Source organism: Paraburkholderia sp. (assembly GCF_050742655.1).
Taxonomy (GTDB): Bacteria; Pseudomonadota; Gammaproteobacteria; order Burkholderiales; family Burkholderiaceae; genus Paraburkholderia.
This window is the reverse complement of record NZ_JBOIGG010000023.1, coordinates 40,544-56,950: the sequence shown is the minus strand read 5'-3', so window position 1 is coordinate 56,950 and position 16,407 is coordinate 40,544. Positions and strand designations below refer to the sequence as shown.

The following is a 16,407-nucleotide window of genomic DNA, read 5'->3' as shown; positions in this document are numbered from 1 at the left end:
AATTACTCGTGAAAACCCATCGTGGGTTGTGCCAATCCGTGCTACAGGAATGGTCGGCACTGACGGGTATAACGCGTTACTCACGCTTTTCGTCTACCGGTATGAGCGTCATTTTGTTAGTTCTTGTAAAACTGCTCGAACCGGCGACCTGCCCGGAATGGGCGCCATGGCATGAGCGGACAGGCCGCCATCGGTTCATCGATTCGCCGTGCAGATTCAGCGCATCTGGCGATGAGTCCGGTAATTCGCTCATCGGCAACAGTTGGGTGGCGCCGCGTTATTCATGTTTGAGCGTTTTCGTGCTCATCGCATGAATTCAATAGCCGCTGCAATGTGGCGCTCGTTATCCCCATCCATAAGCCGTACATCACGCGGTGGGGGATTTCGGTCGGTGGAAGCCCAGGACGGAATTTCCAGTCAGCGTTATGCAAGTACGGGATGGAGGGATATCCCGGGTACGAATCGATGCGGCTGGAGGCGGCCAGGCCGGCCTGAGCGCGCCGTACTACAGCTTGTCGTACTGAAAGCGCATCGCGGTGCCTTCGCGCTGGATGCGCTCCCACACCGTGCGTTTCTCGTCGTCGGTCAGGAACACCCAGTTCGCGACTTCTCCCGCGGTACGGCCGCAACCCTTGCAGACTTCGTCGAAGAGCGTCGAGCAGACGCCGATGCAGGGGCTGTCGGGAAGGTCGTGAAGATTGGATGCCATCGGGGAAACCTGAAAACGTGAAAGCGGGAAACGACGAAGCGAGTCCCGGCATGTTAACCGAAACGGCCGCGACGCCAGCCCAAACCCATACCGTTAGCGCGCGATGCTATAGCCGATCCGCGCGATCCAGTGCTGGCGATTGTTGTAGTCGAGGATGTCCTCGCCGTAGCCGTTGAAATAGCCGACCCACAGATAGCCGCCCCACGCGCTGCCGAGCAGTTTCGCGACCGGGTAGGTGAGCTGCGTGTCGACGCTGCCGTACCAGTGTTTCGTGCCCTTGCGCAGCGTCGTCGCGAGCTGCAGGCCGTCAGGGCTGCCGTACTTGACGAGCAGGTCGACGTAGCCGCGATAGTCTGCGATATCGGGGTTGTCGCTCTTCTCGAGGTAGTAATAGAACTTCGGCGACACGGTCAGGTGGTTCGCGCTCAGGTCGCCGAATTCCCACGTCGGGCGCACGAACGCGATGTTGATGCTGCGCGAGTCCGAGCCGGCCTTGCCGTTGGATTCGTGTCCGATGCCGGCGGCGATGCCCATCCGTGTGAACCACGAACTGCGCCAGCCCGTATCGGGCAGGTAGTAGAACAGTTGCGGCTCGTAGCTCGTGTCGCGGAATGGTTTCGAGTCGGCGGACAGATCCCAGATCGATGTCTGCGTGTACGCGAAATAGAGGTTGTCGACGAACGCCTTCGAGTGCAGATCGTCGGGCATCAGGATGCGGTACTTGAAGCTGAACTGGAAACGCGCGGTCGTGTCGCCGTTGCGGCCCACACCGAAGTACATCGGCTCGAAGTACGAGATGTGCGATAGCACGCCGCGTCCGGTGGTCGCGAGCGAATCGCCTGGCGGCACGAGTTCGTCGCCGGTCGGGGTGGTCTGTGCGGTCACCGGCTTGCCGTCCGCCGCGACCGCCGCATGCGCGGCCGCGACCTGCGCGGGCGTCGTCGCCTGCGCTTCGGCGCGCTCGGCCTGCGCGACCGCATCCTGCTGCGGGCCGCGATTGATCGCGACGAGCGCAGCCGACGCATCGAAACCCACCGGATCGATACGGACTACGCCGCGTGCCGTCTTCGGCCATGCGGCGGAGAAGCGCACCTTGCGGAACTGACCCGCCTGCAGTTGCAGCGTGGCGGGCACGGCGGCGTCGCGTGTGAGGTCGAGCCGCTGCGGCGACGCATCGCCGATCGTGAGCGTCACGTGCAGCGTCGGCGGAACGGTGACCGTGAGCGGCTGACCGTCGTCCGCCGAATAGAGCAGCGTGAGCTGCAGCGGCTCGTTCAACGCGGCTTCACGCGGCGGCTGAAGCATTGCGACGGTTGCGTGCGCAGTACCCGCGCACAGCGTCGCGGCGACGAGCAGCGTATGCAATGTGTGATGCGTGCGGCGGGCACATCGCGCGTGCAGCGTGGATCGAAGGGAAGAAACCGGGGAAGCGGGAGAAGCGGGGTCGCGGGTGAGCAGGTCGTTCAGGCGCATGGGCTGTCCGTGGTCCTGTGGGTCCGGATTGAAGCGGGCGTGCGGTTCGCGAGCGGTGCGTCGGCACGAAGACACGGCAACGCCCTTCGAACCCGCATTGTAGGCGATGGTTTACAACGAGCCTGCGAGCGAGCCTTCAACCCACCAACGCAGCTGCACGTCCGCTTCACGCACCCGTCGCGACCTGCCACAGCAGCGCACCGTTGAGCACAAGGATCGCCGCCGCCGACAGCCACGCCAGCACGAGCGGCGTCCCACGCACACGCCAGTCGCGCATCAGCACCGGGTCGGACGAATAGCGGATCAGCGGGAAGACCGCCAGCGGCAGTTGCACGCTCAGCACGACCTGACTCGCGACCAGCAACTGGTTCGAGCCGTGCTGACCGAACAGCCCGACCGCGAGCAGGGCGGGCCCCATCGCGAGCGCACGTGTGAGCAGCGCGCGTTGCCAGCGCGGCAGCGTGAGGCGCAGGAAGCCTTCCATCACCGCCTGGCCCGCGAGCGTGCCGGTCACGGTCGCATTCAGGCCGCACGCGAGCAGCGCGGCCGCGAACAGGATGCTCGCCCAGTGCGACCCGACGAGCGGTGCGATCAGACGATGCGCGTCGGCGAGATCGGTCACGTCGCGATGGCCGCTCGTGTAGAACACCGCAGCCGCGACGATCAGCAGCGCCGCGTTGATCACGAACGCGATCGACAGCGACACGAACGTATCGAGATTCACACCGCGCAGCGCCCCGGCGATTTCGCTGCGTGTGCCGCCTGGCGCGTGCTTCATCACGAGCGCCGCGTGCAGATAGAGGTTGTGCGGCATCACGGTCGCGCCAAGGATGCCGGCTGCGAGCCACACCATGCCCGCGTTGCGCAGCAGTTCGGGGCCCGGCACGGTGCCCGCGAGCGCCGCATGCCAGTCCGGCCGCGCGAGCGCGAGTTCGACGACGAAGCACAGCCCGACGAACACGATCAGCGACGCCACGGTCGCTTCGAGCGTGCGCTTGCCGGAGCGCTGCAGCGCGAGCATCGCGAGCGTGCCGACCGCGGACAGCAGCACGCCCACCGTCAGCGACACGCCGAGCAGCAGTTGCAGTGCGACCGCGCTACCGACCACTTCGGCGACGTCGCACGCGACGATCGCGATCTCGCTCGAGATCCACAGGCACAGCGTGACGGCCCGGCTGTTGCGTTCGCGGCAGAGCCGCGCGAGATCGCGTCCGGTGACGACGCCGAGTCGCGACGATAGCCATTGCAGCAGCATCGCCATCAGGCTTGACAGCAGCACGACGCTGAGCAACTGGTAGCCGTAGGCCGCGCCGCCCGCGAGCGCGGTCGCCCAGTTGCCCGGGTCCATGTAGCCGACCGCGATCAGCGCGCCGGCGCCGATGAACGGGAACCCGCGCGCGCCCGTCCGCGGTTCGCCGTCGCGCGGTGGGCGAGGCGGACGCGGCGGTCGATCGGGGCGCAGCGCGAACGGGTTGCTGTTCATGACGGACCTGTGGCGGTAAAGCCTGCGTGATCTACACCTGATGCAGGCGGAGTGCACGGCCTGATCTATTGTGCGCGCCGCTGGCGTTCGCGCCGCGATTTCCCTGCTGCCGGTGCGTTCATATGCATGCGGGATCGCGTCAATCGCGGCATGCGGCGGCGACCTATTTTTTTTCGCATGGACACGCGCGCATAACCCGTTAAAATTGCCGCCGTTTTAGCGCGACGCGAAATGCGCGCGACTGGCCGCGACCCGCATGGTGGCTGGCTTGAGCGTGTACCCTTTGTGCGACAGCCCGGCATTTTTTTTGGCGCACGCGGCAATTGATGGTAGTTTTCGAATTTTTCAGGGGTGCCGTGCGTGGACCCATGGGCCCATGGACCATCAGCGCGCGGCATGAGCGAGACAGGCGACCGGTTCGAGCCGGTCAGCAACGGAGAGCGGGATGAAGAAACAGGTGATGGGCAGTGTGGCGGCGCTGGTGCTGTGCGCGATGCCCTGGGTGTCGGCGGCAGCGAAGGACACGCAGCTGAACGTGTACAACTGGTCGGACTATATCGCCAAAGATACCATCCCGAACTTCACGAAACAGACCGGCGTCAAGGTCCAGTACGACAACTACGACAGCGACGACACGCTGCAGGCCAAGCTCCTCACCGGCAACTCCGGCTACGACATCGTCGTGCCGACGAGCAACTACGCGGGCAAGCAGATCGCCGCCGGCATCTTCGCGCCGCTCGACAAATCGAAGCTGCCGAACCTCAAGTACCTCGACCCCGCGCTGATGGCGCTGGTCGCAGGCGCGGACCCGGGCAACCAGTACACGGTGCCGTGGGCGTACGGCACGACCGGCCTCGCCTACAACGTGACCAGGGCGCAGAAGATCCTCGGCGCGAACGTGCCGCTCAATAGCTGGGACGTGCTGTTCAAGCCGGAGAACATCTCGAAGCTGAAGGCCTGCGGCGTGTCGGTGCTCGACGCGCCCGACCAGATGTTCGCCGCCGCGCTGCACTACATCGGCAAGGATCCGATGAGCACGAACCCGGCCGATTACCGCGCCGCGCTCGAGATGCTGAAGAAAATCCGTCCGTACATCACGCAGTTCAACTCGTCGGGCTACATCAACGATCTGGTCGGCGGCGACGTGTGCTTCGCGTACGGCTATTCGGGCGACGTCGTGATCGCGAAGCATCGCGCGCTCGAAGCGAAGAAGCCGTACAAGATCGAGTACTACATCCCGCAGGGCGGCGCGCCCGTGTGGTTCGACGTGATGGCGATTCCGAAGGACGCGAAGCACAAGGAAGCCGCACTCGAATGGATCAACTACATCGAGACGCCGCAGGTCCACGCTGCGATCACGAACGCCGTCTACTATCCGAGCGCGAACGCGGAAGCCCGCAAGTACGTCGACAAGGATGTCGCAAACGATCCGGCTGTCTATCCGCCGCAGGACGTCGTGAAGACGCTGTTCCTGATGAAGCCGTTGCCGCCCGAAATCCAGCGCCTGCAGACGCGGCTCTGGACAGAATTCAAGTCCGGTCGCTAGACGCAACGGCCGCCAGGTCATTTCCCGAAGCCCTCGGTCTCCGCCGGGGGCTTTGTTCGTCAAACGCAGGTGAGAAGCAAGCGATCATGAGTGACCAGTCGAGCGTACCGGCCGCGGCCGCAGCCATCGTATCGCCCCGCGACAGCGTGGGCATAGCGGGAGAGCCCGCCGAAAACTTCGTGCAGATCGTCGACGTGGTGAAGAAATTCGGCGAGACGGTTGCCGTCAAACAGGTGAACCTGTCGATCCGCAAAGGCGAGCTGTTCGCGCTGCTCGGCAGTTCGGGCTGCGGCAAGTCGACGCTGCTGCGGATGATGGCCGGTCTCGAATCGGTCACGTCGGGCAAGATCCTGATCGATGGCGAGGATCTTGCGCAGTTGCCGCCGTACCGTCGGCCCGTGAACATGATGTTCCAGTCGTACGCGCTGTTTCCGCACATGACGGTCGAATCGAACGTTGCATTCGGCCTGAAGCAGGAAGGCGTGCCGAAAACAGAACTGAAGGAACGCGTACAGACCGCGCTCGAACTCGTGCAGATGGCGCGCTACGCGAAGCGCAAGCCGCACCAGCTGTCGGGCGGCCAGCAGCAGCGCGCGGCGCTCGCGCGCTCGCTGGTGAAGCGGCCGAAGCTGCTGCTGCTCGACGAGCCGATGTCCGCGCTCGACAAGCAGATCCGCCAGCGTACGCAGATCGAGCTGGTCAACATCCTCGACAAGGTCGGCGTGACCTGCATGATGGTCACGCACGATCAGGAAGAGGCGATGACGATGGCGAACCGCCTCGCGGTGATGAGCGAAGGCGAGATCGTGCAGCTCGGCACGCCGCACGAGGTCTACGAGTTTCCGAACAGCCGCTTCTCGGCGGAGTTCATCGGCTCGACGAACCTGTTCGACGGCAACGTCGTCGAAGATGAACCCGATCACGTGTTCATCGAAACGCCGGACCTGCCGTGCCGCCTGTACGTGAGCCACGGCATTACCGGGCCGCTCGGCATGCCGGTGACGATCTCGGTGCGCCCCGAGCGCATCGCGCTCACGCGCAAGCCGCCCGAGGGTGCAACCAACTGGGGCAAGGGCGTCGTGTCGAACGTCGCGTACATGGGCGGCTATTCGCTGTATCACGTGAAGCTCGACGGCGGCAAGACGGTGATCGCGAACGTGTCGAGCCTTGCGCTGACCGAGATCGATTCGCCGGTGTGGGGCGACGAGGTGTACGTGCGCTGGAGCGCGTCCGCCGGCGTCGTGCTGACGTCATGAAGCGAAACGTTATGAAGCGCGCATTCAATGCGCTCGTCGCGTGGCCGGTGAAGCGCTTCAACCTGACGGGCCGCACGGCCGTCGTCGCGGGGCCGTTCATCTGGCTGCTGCTGTTCTTCCTCGTGCCGTTCCTGCTGGTCGTGAAGATCAGCTTCGCGGATCTGCGGCTCGGGATTCCGCCGTACACCGAGCTGCTGACGTTCAAGGACGGTTTCGTCCACCTCGCACTCGACCTGTCGCACTACGCGTTCCTGCTCACCGACAGCCTGTATTTCGCGACCTACGTGAACTCGGTGGTCGTCGCGGCGATCTCGACGCTGCTGTGCCTGCTGCTCGGCTATCCGATGGCGTACTACATCGCGCGCTCGAACCCGGCCACGCGCAACATCCTGATGATGGCGGTGATGCTGCCGTTCTGGACGTCGTTCCTGATCCGCGTGTATGCGTGGATCGGCATCCTGAAGAACAATGGCTTGCTGAACAACTTCCTGATGTCGATCGGTCTCATTCATTCGCCGATCGAGCTGTATCACACGAACGCGGCGGTCTATATCGGCATGGTGTATTCGTACCTGCCGTTCCTCGTGATGCCGTTGTACGCGCACCTCGTCAAGATGGACATGACGCTGCTCGAGGCCGCGTACGATCTGGGCGCCAAACCGTGGAAGGCGTTCTGGCAGATCACGCTGCCGCTATCGAAGAACGGCATCATCGCGGGCTGCCTGCTGGTGTTCATTCCGGCGGTCGGCGAGTACGTGATTCCGGAACTGCTCGGCGGCGCGAACACGCTGATGATCGGTCGCGTGATGTGGAATGAGTTCTTCGACAACGCGGACTGGCCGATGGCTTCCGCCGTGACGTGTGCGATGGTGCTGCTGCTGCTCGTGCCGATGGCATTCTTCCAGTACTCGCAGGCGAAGGCGCTGGAGGAGAAACAGCGATGAAACCGAATCGCATCTTCCAGTTCATCGCGCTCGGCATCGGCTTCCTGTTCCTGTACATACCGATCGTCAGCCTCGTCGTCTATTCGTTCAATGAGTCGCAACTCGTCACGGTATGGACGCATTTCTCGACCCGCTGGTACGCGGCGCTGCTGCAGGACGACGAGCTGATCGCGGCCGCGTGGCTGTCGCTGCGCATCGCGCTCTTTACCGCGTTCGCGTCGGTGGTCATCGGTACGTGGGCCGGCTTCGTGATGGCGCGGATGGGCCGCTTTCGCGGCTTCACGCTGTACAGCGGGATGATCAACGCGCCGCTCGTGATCCCCGAGGTGATTCAGGGCATCTCGCTGCTGCTGCTTTTCATCGAAATGGAAAAGTGGTTTGGCTGGCCGGCGGGGCGGGGCATCTTCACGATCTGGATCGGCCACGTCATGCTGTGCATTTCGTATGTCGCGATCATCGTGCAGTCGCGCGTGCGGGAGCTGCATCCGTCGCTCGAAGAGGCCGCGCTCGATCTCGGCGCGACGCCGCTGCGCGTGTTCTTCGCGATCACGCTGCCGCTGATCTCGCAGGCGCTGATCGCGGGCTGGCTGCTGTCGTTCACGCTGTCGATCGACGACCTCGTGCTGTCGGCGTTCCTGTCGGGTCCCGGCTCGACGACGTTGCCGCTCGTCGTGTTCTCGCGCGTGCGGCTCGGGCTGAATCCCGAGATGAACGCGCTGGCTACCTTGTTCATCGCGGTCGTGACGGTCGGTGTGATCGTCGCGAATCACTTCATGCAGCGCGCGGAAAAGCGTCGTGTTGCTGAGGCGGTCTGACGAGCGGCAGTGCGATGCGTGCCCCCTCCCGCATCGCACTCAGGCACAGGCACTCCCGCTCCGTCAAACCTTGTAGGCGATCCTGAAGCCGCCCCAATGGCGCCCACCGACATAGATCGGCGCCGACGCGTCTTTCATCAGCACGAATGTGTGGGCGCCCATGTCGCGCCGGTACGTCTGCAGCAGGAAGCGCTTCGTGTGCGTGCCCGCGGCGAGGCCGGTGCGATCCGCGAACAGCCGCCGGTTGCGGGCGTTCGCCGCATTCCACACCGGGTCCGCGCGCTGCGGGTGCGAAAACTTCAGATTGTGCGTCGGCAGATAGCCGTGCGTGTCGACGGCCGCGCAGAACACGATGCGCGAATCAAGTTCGAGCACGGGCTCCTGGATCGCCGGCAGCACACGGTCGGTGAATGCGGTGAAGCGCGTCACGAACTGCGCCGGATCGCTGCCGGGAATCGGCTCGTAATGCGTGTCGAACAGATCGTCGAGCGCGATCTCGCCGCGCGCGACCGCCGCGTCGAAGAGCTTGCTGACCCGCGCGGCCGCGTGCAGCGCGGCTTCGATAAACGGCGTGTCGGCGGTCTCGATGCCGGCGGCCGCAGTCAGCTCGAGCAGCGTTTCCGATACGCCGAGCAGATTGCCGAGCCGGTTCTTTGCCTGCACGAAGTTTTCGCTCGAATCCTCGACGCCGCCCGCGATCTCCAGCACCTGCGCTTCGAGCCCATTGCACTGCGTCTCGATCTCGCCGGTGAGCGCGGCGATCTGGTTCGCCTCGTCGTCGAGCCGGGTGATCGCGTGACCGGTCGAATGCACGACTTCGCCGATCATCCGCGTACCTTCGCGCACGCGATGCGCGCGCTCGGTGTTGACCGAGCCTTCGGCGATCAGTTGTTCGGTCTGCTGCGTGAGTTGCGCGAGCGTGGTTTCGATCTGGCCGGTAGCCTGCGCGGTTTTCGCCGACAGATTTTTCACTTCGGCCGCGACCACCGCGAAGCTCTTGCCCGATTCGCCGGCGCGTGCGGCTTCGATTGCCGCGTTCAGTGCAAGCAGGTGCGTCTGCCGCGCGATCAGCGAGATTTCCTCCGACACGCGGCTCACGTGCGCGAGCGCGGCGCGCAGTGTGCCGATCTGGCTTTCGATTGCGGTGACGCCTTCGACCAGCCCGTGAATATCGGCCAGCGACGTCTCGAGCGTCTGCCGCGATGCGCCGACACTTGTCGCGGCCTGCGCGCTGACGCTGCGCATCTCGCGCGCGGCTTCGGCGATCCGGTGGTTGCCCGCCAGCGTCTGCGCCGCCGATTCGCGCAGCGAGCGGCAGACCCGTGCCTGGTCCTGGACGCGCGCGGCAACCTCGTCGACATGGCCCGACACATCGCAGATCTCGATGCCGAGTTTGCCCGCCTGGGCGGCGATGTCGCCGACCACGGCCTGAGAGCGTGTCGTCGGGCGCAGGCGGCGAAGACTGAAGCGCGGCATACGGGTGTCTCCTCGAGGGTCCCATGCAGCATGGTTGCTGTTCGCGTTTACGGCGTAACACATGGGAACTTGATACGGGATGTCCCGCGGACGCCGGACCGATATCATGCGGATTCGACTCACACAGGCCGCATCGCGGCATATCACGGCGATGGGAATGATCGAAGGACTCTGGCGCGTCGGACTCTGGCAGCAGCTGGTTCAGCTGTGGGAGCTGATCGTGCTCGTCTGCCGCTTTGTGTGGGATCTGCTGCGCTTTCTCGGCGGCGGTTGAAAGCCCGGCGTCATGCAGGTGCCCGCGAACTCGGGTAACGTTGAATCCCACTGTTGAATCCCATTGCGCCCGGGCTTGCCGGCCCGCTGCGATTGACCGCTACGACAGGACTTCCGATGAGCCTCGATTCGACCCAGCGCTTCACCGACCGCGTCGCCGACTACGTCCGCTACCGGCCCACCTATCCGCACGACGTCGTGCGCTTTCTGCACGAGCGGTGCGACGTTGCGCCGGACGCGCAGGTGGCCGATATCGGCGCAGGCACCGGCATTTCGTCGAAGCTGTTCGTCGACGCGGGCCATCCAGTCGTCGCGGTCGAGCCGAACGACGCGATGCGTTCGGCCGCCGATGCATGGCTCGGCGGCGACGCGCACTTTCGCAGCGTCGCGGGCACCGCCGAAGCGACGACGCTGCCCGACGCGAGCGTCGATCTGGTGATCGCCGCGCAGGCGTTCCACTGGTTCAATCCGGTGACGGTGCGTAAGGAATTCGCGCGCATCCTGACGCCGCAAGGACGCATCGCGCTGTTCTGGAACAGCCGGCTACTCGACGGCTCGGTGTTTCTCGCCGACTATGAGGCGCTGCTGCAGCGCTACGGCGTCGACTACCGCGCGGTGGCCGATACCTATGCGGACGACGCGTCGATGGCCCGCTGGTTCGGTCCTGCGTTCATCGCGAACGCGGTGTTTCCGAACGGACAGCGGCTCGATTTCGACGGCCTGAAGGGGCGGCTGATGTCGTCGTCGTATGCACCGAAAGAAGGGCACCCGAACTACGCGCCGCTGCTCGACGCGTTGCGTGAGCTGTTCGACCGCGCCGAGGAAAACGGCACGGTCGAGTTCGCGTACGAGACTCGGGTTTATGTGGGGCGGGCGGACGTTTGAAGCGGGCGTGTGGTCAGCGCTACATGGCTAACCGCGCGACTCACGCCGGCCGAAGCGCCACACCGCCCGACGTACGCGCAAGAAACGCGCGCAGATCGCGCAGCACGTCGGCCGGCGATTCTTCCATCGGAACGTGGCCGAACGACGGGTACATGATCGACTGCACGCCCGGAATGCGGCGCGCGAATTCGGCCGCGTGCGCGGGCGGAATCCAGCGGTCCTTCGCGCCCCACAGCACCAGCGCGGGCACGTCGAGTGTCTTCAGCACGTCGGTGTCCAGTTCGCGAAAATCGAGCGTCGGCACCATCTTGCCGATCGCCTCGCGCGTGTCCTCGCCGTGGAAGAAGTCGACGTAGCGTCGCAATACCGGCGCCGTCAGCTTGCGCGGATCGCCGTACACATTGCGCACCGCGCTCTTTACGATCATCTCGGGCAGCCACCACGGCGACGTGACGCGCACGAGTGCGTGGTTGAACAGATCGATATAGATCGGCAGCTTCATCGGGAAGCCGGCCGAGTCGATCAGCACCAGCCGCTCCACCGCGTCGCGATGACGCACCGCGTAGTCCCACGCGATCAGCCCGCCGAGCGAATTGCCGATCAGCGTCGCGCGGGTCGCGCCGACCGCCTGCATGAAGGTATCGATGAAACGCCGGTACGCGCCGATGTTCATCGTCTCGATGCGGCCGGCTGTGTCGCGCAGCGGACCGGTCACGCCGAACGGCGGCAGGTCGACACGGATTACGCGATGATCGCGCGCGAGATCGTCGGCGACACCGTCCCACGTATGCAGCGACGCGGCGAAACCGTGGATCAGCACGAGCGTCTGCGGACCCGTGCCCTGTTCGACATAGTGCACGTCGGCGCCCATGATCTGCACGAACTTCGAGCCGGTCTGCGTGTAGCGCCGTCGCAGTTCGGCGCGCGGCACGCTGACGATGCCGAGACGCGCGGCGAGCGAGCGGCGCGGCAACGATGCCGGCTGCGTGGGGGAAATGGATTCGAGGCTGGTCATGCTTGCGTCTCCAATCGTTTGAATGTTCGAATCGAATGAGCCGCTACCGCGCAAACCGGTAATCGTCCGCGCGCACGCGCCGCGTCCTGCGCCGGAAGCTGAACGTGAAGCCCGGCCACAGCGCGGTGACCTTGCCGCTCTTCGTCTGGTACCAGCTGCGGCAGCCGGTCGTCCATACCGCGTGGCGCATTTCGTGCTGCAGGCGTGCGTTGAAGTCGCGCTGCACGTCGTGCCGCAGGTTCATCGTGCGTGCGCCTTGCCGCGCGAGTTCGCGCAGGCATTCGGCGATGTACTGCACTTGCGACTCGATCATGTAGATCATCGAGTTGTGGCCGAGTCCGGTGTTCGGACCGACCATGATGAAGAAGTTCGGGAAGTCGGCGACGCTCGTGCCGAGGTACGCCTCGGGTCCGTCGCGCAGCCATTTCGCGCCGAGATCCGCGCCGCCGATGCCAGTCACGTCGAACGGCGCACCGTAGTCGTTCACCTGGAAGCCGGTGCCGCAGATGATCGTGTCGGCCGGGTAGTGCGTGCCGTCCGCGGTGACGACGCCATCGGCGACGATCTCGCGGATCGACGTCGTGACGACGTCGACGTTCGGCTGACCGAGCGCCGGATAGTAGTCGCTCGATAGCAGCACGCGCTTGCAGCCGAGCAGGTAATCCGGCGTGAGCTTCGCGCGCAGCGCCGGGTCCGGCACGCGGCGTCGCAGATAGCCGAGGCTGAACTTCATCGGCAGCTTCATCAGCTTCGGATTCACGACGAACGCGACCGCGCGCGATTCCAGCTGCCAGTAGATCGCGCCGCGCACGAAGCGCTGTGTGAACGGCAGATGGTGGAACAGCCACTGCATCCGCGGGCCGACCGGCTTGTCGGGCTTCGGCATGATCCACGGTGGCGTGCGCTGGAACAGCGCAAGCTGCGCGACGCGCGGCTGGATCTGCGGCACGAACTGGATCGCGCTCGCGCCGGTGCCGATCACCGCGACCCGTTTGCCTTCGAGCGGATACGCGTGGTCCCAGCGCGCGGAATGAAACAGCTTGCCTTCGAAGCGCTCGAGACCGTCGATCTGCGGCATCGCCGGACGCGACAGCGGGCCGCTCGCGGCGATCACGACGTCGGCTTCGATCTGTTCAGCGTCACCATCGGCGCTGCCGATATCCAGCTGCCACACCTGACGCGTTTCATCGAAGCGCGCGGCGTGCACCGGTGCGTTGCAGCGCAGATAAGGCGCGAGACCGTATTTGCGCACGCAGTGCTTCAGGTACGTGAGGATCTCGGCCTGGCCGCCGAATGCGCGCGACCAGCCGGGATTCGGCTCGAATGAAAACGAATACAGATGCGATGGCACGTCGCACGCGGCGCCGGGGTAAGTGTTGTCGCGCCAGGTGCCGCCGATGTCGCCGGCCGCCTCGTAGATCGTGAACGACGTGAGCCCCATGCGCAGGAGCCGGATCGCCATGCCGATGCCCGCAAAGCCGCTGCCGACGATCGCGATACGGGGGCGGGTAGGGCTCATGGTCATCCAGGGCGTCTCGGGTCGAATTCAGTCTACGTAGACATATGTCTACCTTATGACGCAGAGGGTAGACAACTGTACACTTCGCGTCAAGATCGTTTACAGTGCGATCTATCGATATTGAATGCCGCACCTGGCGCTCCCCAACCAGCACACCATGAATTCCGCTGCCGATATCCCGCCCGCTCTGGACGTCGATCCCGACCCGGACCTCGCGCCCGGCAAGCGCAAGCTGATCGAGGCCGCGTTGCGGCTGACGGCCGGCGGCCGCAGCTTCGCGACGCTCGGTCTGCGCGAACTCGCGCGTGAGGCGGGGCTTAATCCGAACACGTTTTACCGGCACTTCGACACGCTCGATGCGCTCGCGCGCGAGGCCGTCGAATGGGTAAGCCGGCGGCTACGGCCGATGCTGCGACGCGAGCGCTGGCTCGCCGCGCATGACGAGCCGCTCAGCGTGCCGCGTCGCGCGTCCGCCGCGTTCTTCGCATTCGCGCTCGATAACCGCGATGCGTTTCTCAGCGCGCTCGCCGAATATCACGGCACGTCGCCGGCACTGCGCGACGCGGTGCGCGCGAACCTGCATGAGGTATCCGCTGAAATGGCCGACGACGTCGTGCAGTTGAACCTGATGCCTACGCTGTCGCGCGAAACGGTCGATGAAATCTGCACGCAGATCGTGCTGCAGCTGTTCCACCTGTCGCACGAATACATCGTCAACGCCGCGCATCGCGACGCGCTCGTCGATTACGCGGAGCGTTTCATCGTGAGGTTGTTCGCAGGCGCGATGGTGCTCGCGCAGCACGAGGCGCGAGCTTAAACTGGCCTGACGAAAAAACACCCTGCGGGCCGTGAGGCGCGCAGGGTGTTTTGTCTTGCGTTGCTTCTTGCGTTACATGGAAGCGCAGGCGTCAGGGATCAGGTATCGCTCCAGCCACCCGAATCGTCGTTGCTGCCCATGTCGACATCGCCGCCACCCGAGCCACCGTCGTTCCAGTCGTTCGAGCCCTGGCCGAAGTCGAGATTGCCATTGTCGCCACCGCCGCGCTTGCGCGTTTCGTCGTCGACGATCACGTCGCGTTCGACCACGCGATCGCGGCCGGAATTGAGCACTTCACCGAGCAGCACGCCGGTCAGCAAACCGCCCATCCCGCCGCCGAAACCGCCGCCTTGCTGAACGATCACGGGTGGTTGCTGTTGAGGATAGGGCGGTGGCGGCTGCGAGCGGCCAAAACGCTCGTCCGCTTCACGCGCGAACGCGGAGTCGCCCGAGCCGGTCTGCGCGTTGCCGCCCGCATACGGATCGGGACGGCCTTCCGCGCGCGCCTGCAGGCTCGCGACGCGGCGCTCGAGCTCTTCGAGCTGATACGGCGGCACGGGATTCTTGCTGCCCGACAGCGCTTCGACCTGTTCGCGCAACTGCGCTTCGAGGCCTTCCACTTCTTTCTCGAGCGCCTCGTGTCCCGGGATGGTGGACAGACGCACGTCGAGCTTCAGCGAGCGCACAGTAGTCAGCAGTTCGGTTGCGCGCTTCAGTTGCGCGCGGCGTTCGTCGTCGCTTTGCGTATCGGTGGCGTTGCGTGCGCGCCGCAGCGTCCAGCGCAGTATCAGCGCGATCGCGCCGAACACGAGCACGATGCCAATCCACATGCCCATCGACGGACCGTGACGTTGCGGCGCCTGCGGGGCGAGCGCGGTTTGTTGCTGGATCGCGGGCGCGTTTTGCTGAGCGAACGGATTGCCGGTGCGGCCGGTGTTGGTCGACGCACCCGTGCGCTCCGCGTCGCGGCGAATGCGCGCTTCGGTCTGCGCGAAGCGCGACGCATCGGTGAAGCGGATCTGTGGATCGAGCGTCTTTGCCTGCTGGATCTGTGCGAGCGCATCGGCGGTGCGACCTTCGCGGTCGAGCACCTGCGCGTACAGGTAGTGCGCGCGTGCGTTGTTCGGATGCGCCTGGAGCACCTGCGTGAGGCCGCTGTCGGCCTGCTGCCAGTTGCCTTGTGCCATCGCCGATTCGATCTGCTGCACGGTCGGCACCGCTGCGAAAGCGGCACCCGATGCGAGCATCAGCGACAGACACGCTGCTGCGAGGAATTTCTTCATCATGCGGACCGGACGGCTGACCGTCCGTCTCCTTTCGGTTTGGAACAACCGGGATTGCACGCAACTCCGGTGCCCGTCCTGCGACCGGCGAGAACCGGTGTACCGCGCGATGAACTGCGCGGTCTTACTGCGGATGCATTACTGCGCCGGCGTATTCAACTGCTTCTTCAACGCTTCGAGACGATCATCGACCGACGGGCCGTGGTTCAGATCCGCGAGCTTGTCGTCGAGGGCCTTGCCGCTCTTCGTGTCGGCGGAATTCAGCCGCGCGTCCGAGCGCGCATTCGATAGCGCGACCTTGTCTTCGAGCTTCTGGAAATCTTCGGAAAGATTCTTGCCGCCGATGCCACCGAGTGCGGTGGCCGCGACGTCCTTCGCCTGCGCGATCTGCTGTTTTGCCTGCAGGATGTTCGAACGCGCGTTCAGGTCGTTGCGACGCTGGCGCATGTCGTCGATCTGCTGCTTCAACTGGGCGACCGACGGTTCGAGCGTCGAGAGTTCGTGCGCGAGCGCATCGCGTTCCGTCTCGGCGTTAGCTTGCGCGCTGAGTGCTTCGCGTGCGAGGTTTTCGTCGCCGCCCTGCAGCGCGCGCTTCGCGCCGTCTTCGTACTTCTTCGCCTTGTCGGCGGCGACATCGCGCTTGCTTTGCTGCGTTGCGACCTGAGCCTGAATCTCGATCAGCGAGTTTTCCGCCTTCGCGATGCTGTCGTCGAGTTCGCGAACGATTTGCCGCGAATCGCGCGACGGGTCCTGCACGGAATCGGCGGCGTCGTTGAGCAAGCCCTTGAGCGTGCGCGAAATGCTGTCAAAAAGCGACATGAAACCCTCCAAGAATTGAAATCGGCACCGGATTAACGGATAGCCGGACGCGTCCACGGCCTGTGCGATATGCGTGCACTGCACGTGCGGACGC

The 16,407-nt window shown here is 64.8% G+C and carries 15 protein-coding genes; 7 read left to right on the top strand and 8 right to left on the bottom strand.

Annotation, left to right across the window (positions count from 1 at the left end; genetic code table 11):
* Positions 1 to 505: 505 nt before the first annotated feature.
* From ACREXZ_RS26660 to ACREXZ_RS26650, 3 genes are all read right to left on the bottom strand, one after another.
* On the bottom strand, positions 506 to 709 hold the full coding sequence (locus ACREXZ_RS26660; protein ID WP_431767128.1) for a DUF1289 domain-containing protein: 204 nt from the start codon (positions 707 to 709) through the stop codon (positions 506 to 508).
* Between the two features lie 93 nt (positions 710 to 802).
* The gene (locus tag ACREXZ_RS26655) at positions 803 to 2,182 is read right to left on the bottom strand and encodes a phospholipase A (protein WP_431767127.1); all 1,380 of its coding nucleotides are present in this window, start codon (positions 2,180 to 2,182) and stop codon (positions 803 to 805) included.
* A 166-nt stretch (positions 2,183 to 2,348) separates the two neighbouring features.
* Positions 2,349 to 3,665, bottom strand: coding sequence for an Nramp family divalent metal transporter (locus tag ACREXZ_RS26650; RefSeq protein WP_431767126.1), 1,317 nt, complete (start codon positions 3,663 to 3,665; stop codon positions 2,349 to 2,351).
* A 445-nt stretch (positions 3,666 to 4,110) separates the two neighbouring features.
* On the opposite strand from ACREXZ_RS26650, the gene ACREXZ_RS26645 reads away from it, so the two are divergent.
* The 4 genes from ACREXZ_RS26645 (at position 4,111) to ACREXZ_RS26630 (ending at position 8,226) form a co-directional block, all read left to right on the top strand.
* A complete protein-coding gene (locus tag ACREXZ_RS26645; RefSeq protein ID WP_431767125.1) occupies positions 4,111 to 5,211 on the top strand; it encodes a polyamine ABC transporter substrate-binding protein in 1,101 nt (366 codons plus the stop codon).
* A gap of 86 nt (positions 5,212 to 5,297) precedes the next feature.
* Positions 5,298 to 6,467 carry an ABC transporter ATP-binding protein gene (locus tag ACREXZ_RS26640; protein ID WP_431767124.1) on the top strand — a complete coding sequence of 390 codons (1,170 nt, stop codon included), beginning with the start codon at positions 5,298 to 5,300 and terminating at the stop codon, positions 6,465 to 6,467.
* Positions 6,468 to 6,478: 11 nt separating this feature from the next.
* Positions 6,479 to 7,411 carry an ABC transporter permease subunit gene (locus ACREXZ_RS26635; RefSeq protein WP_431767150.1) on the top strand — a complete coding sequence of 311 codons (933 nt, stop codon included), beginning with the start codon at positions 6,479 to 6,481 and terminating at the stop codon, positions 7,409 to 7,411.
* Positions 7,408 to 8,226, top strand: a complete 819-nt coding sequence (locus ACREXZ_RS26630) for an ABC transporter permease subunit (RefSeq protein WP_431767123.1) — start codon at positions 7,408 to 7,410, stop codon at positions 8,224 to 8,226. Before ACREXZ_RS26635 ends, ACREXZ_RS26630 begins: the two co-directional genes overlap by 4 nt.
* Before the next feature lie 63 nt (positions 8,227 to 8,289).
* Here the strand turns inward: ACREXZ_RS26630 and ACREXZ_RS26625 are convergent, their stop codons facing one another.
* Entirely contained in the window at positions 8,290 to 9,702 is a 1,413-nt protein-coding gene (locus ACREXZ_RS26625) for a methyl-accepting chemotaxis protein (RefSeq protein ID WP_431767122.1), read from the bottom strand.
* 106 nt (positions 9,703 to 9,808) lie between these two features.
* Between ACREXZ_RS26625 and ACREXZ_RS26620 the strand changes: the two genes are divergently transcribed.
* Positions 9,809 to 9,976 (top strand): hypothetical protein, encoded by a 168-nt coding sequence (locus tag ACREXZ_RS26620; RefSeq protein WP_431767121.1) that lies wholly within the window; start codon positions 9,809 to 9,811, stop codon positions 9,974 to 9,976.
* Between the two features lie 116 nt (positions 9,977 to 10,092).
* Positions 10,093 to 10,860 (top strand): class I SAM-dependent methyltransferase, encoded by a 768-nt coding sequence (locus ACREXZ_RS26615; RefSeq protein WP_431767120.1) that lies wholly within the window; start codon positions 10,093 to 10,095, stop codon positions 10,858 to 10,860.
* Positions 10,861 to 10,900: 40 nt separating this feature from the next.
* Here the strand turns inward: ACREXZ_RS26615 and ACREXZ_RS26610 are convergent, their stop codons facing one another.
* Both ACREXZ_RS26610 and ACREXZ_RS26605 read right to left on the bottom strand, forming a co-directional pair.
* The gene (locus ACREXZ_RS26610) at positions 10,901 to 11,875 is read right to left on the bottom strand and encodes an alpha/beta fold hydrolase (protein ID WP_431767119.1); all 975 of its coding nucleotides are present in this window, start codon (positions 11,873 to 11,875) and stop codon (positions 10,901 to 10,903) included.
* Positions 11,876 to 11,918: 43 nt separating this feature from the next.
* On the bottom strand, positions 11,919 to 13,394 hold the full coding sequence (locus ACREXZ_RS26605; protein WP_431767118.1) for a flavin-containing monooxygenase: 1,476 nt from the start codon (positions 13,392 to 13,394) through the stop codon (positions 11,919 to 11,921).
* A gap of 157 nt (positions 13,395 to 13,551) precedes the next feature.
* Between ACREXZ_RS26605 and ACREXZ_RS26600 the strand changes: the two genes are divergently transcribed.
* On the top strand, positions 13,552 to 14,211 hold the full coding sequence (locus ACREXZ_RS26600) for a TetR family transcriptional regulator (protein ID WP_431767117.1): 660 nt from the start codon (positions 13,552 to 13,554) through the stop codon (positions 14,209 to 14,211).
* A gap of 98 nt (positions 14,212 to 14,309) precedes the next feature.
* On the opposite strand, the gene ACREXZ_RS26595 is transcribed toward ACREXZ_RS26600, so the two are convergent.
* Together ACREXZ_RS26595 and ACREXZ_RS26590 are read right to left on the bottom strand one after the other, a co-directional pair.
* Positions 14,310 to 15,494, bottom strand: coding sequence for a tetratricopeptide repeat protein (locus ACREXZ_RS26595; RefSeq protein WP_431767149.1), 1,185 nt, complete (start codon positions 15,492 to 15,494; stop codon positions 14,310 to 14,312).
* A gap of 138 nt (positions 15,495 to 15,632) precedes the next feature.
* On the bottom strand, positions 15,633 to 16,313 hold the full coding sequence (locus tag ACREXZ_RS26590; protein ID WP_431767116.1) for a PspA/IM30 family protein: 681 nt from the start codon (positions 16,311 to 16,313) through the stop codon (positions 15,633 to 15,635).
* Positions 16,314 to 16,407 lie beyond the last annotated feature (94 nt).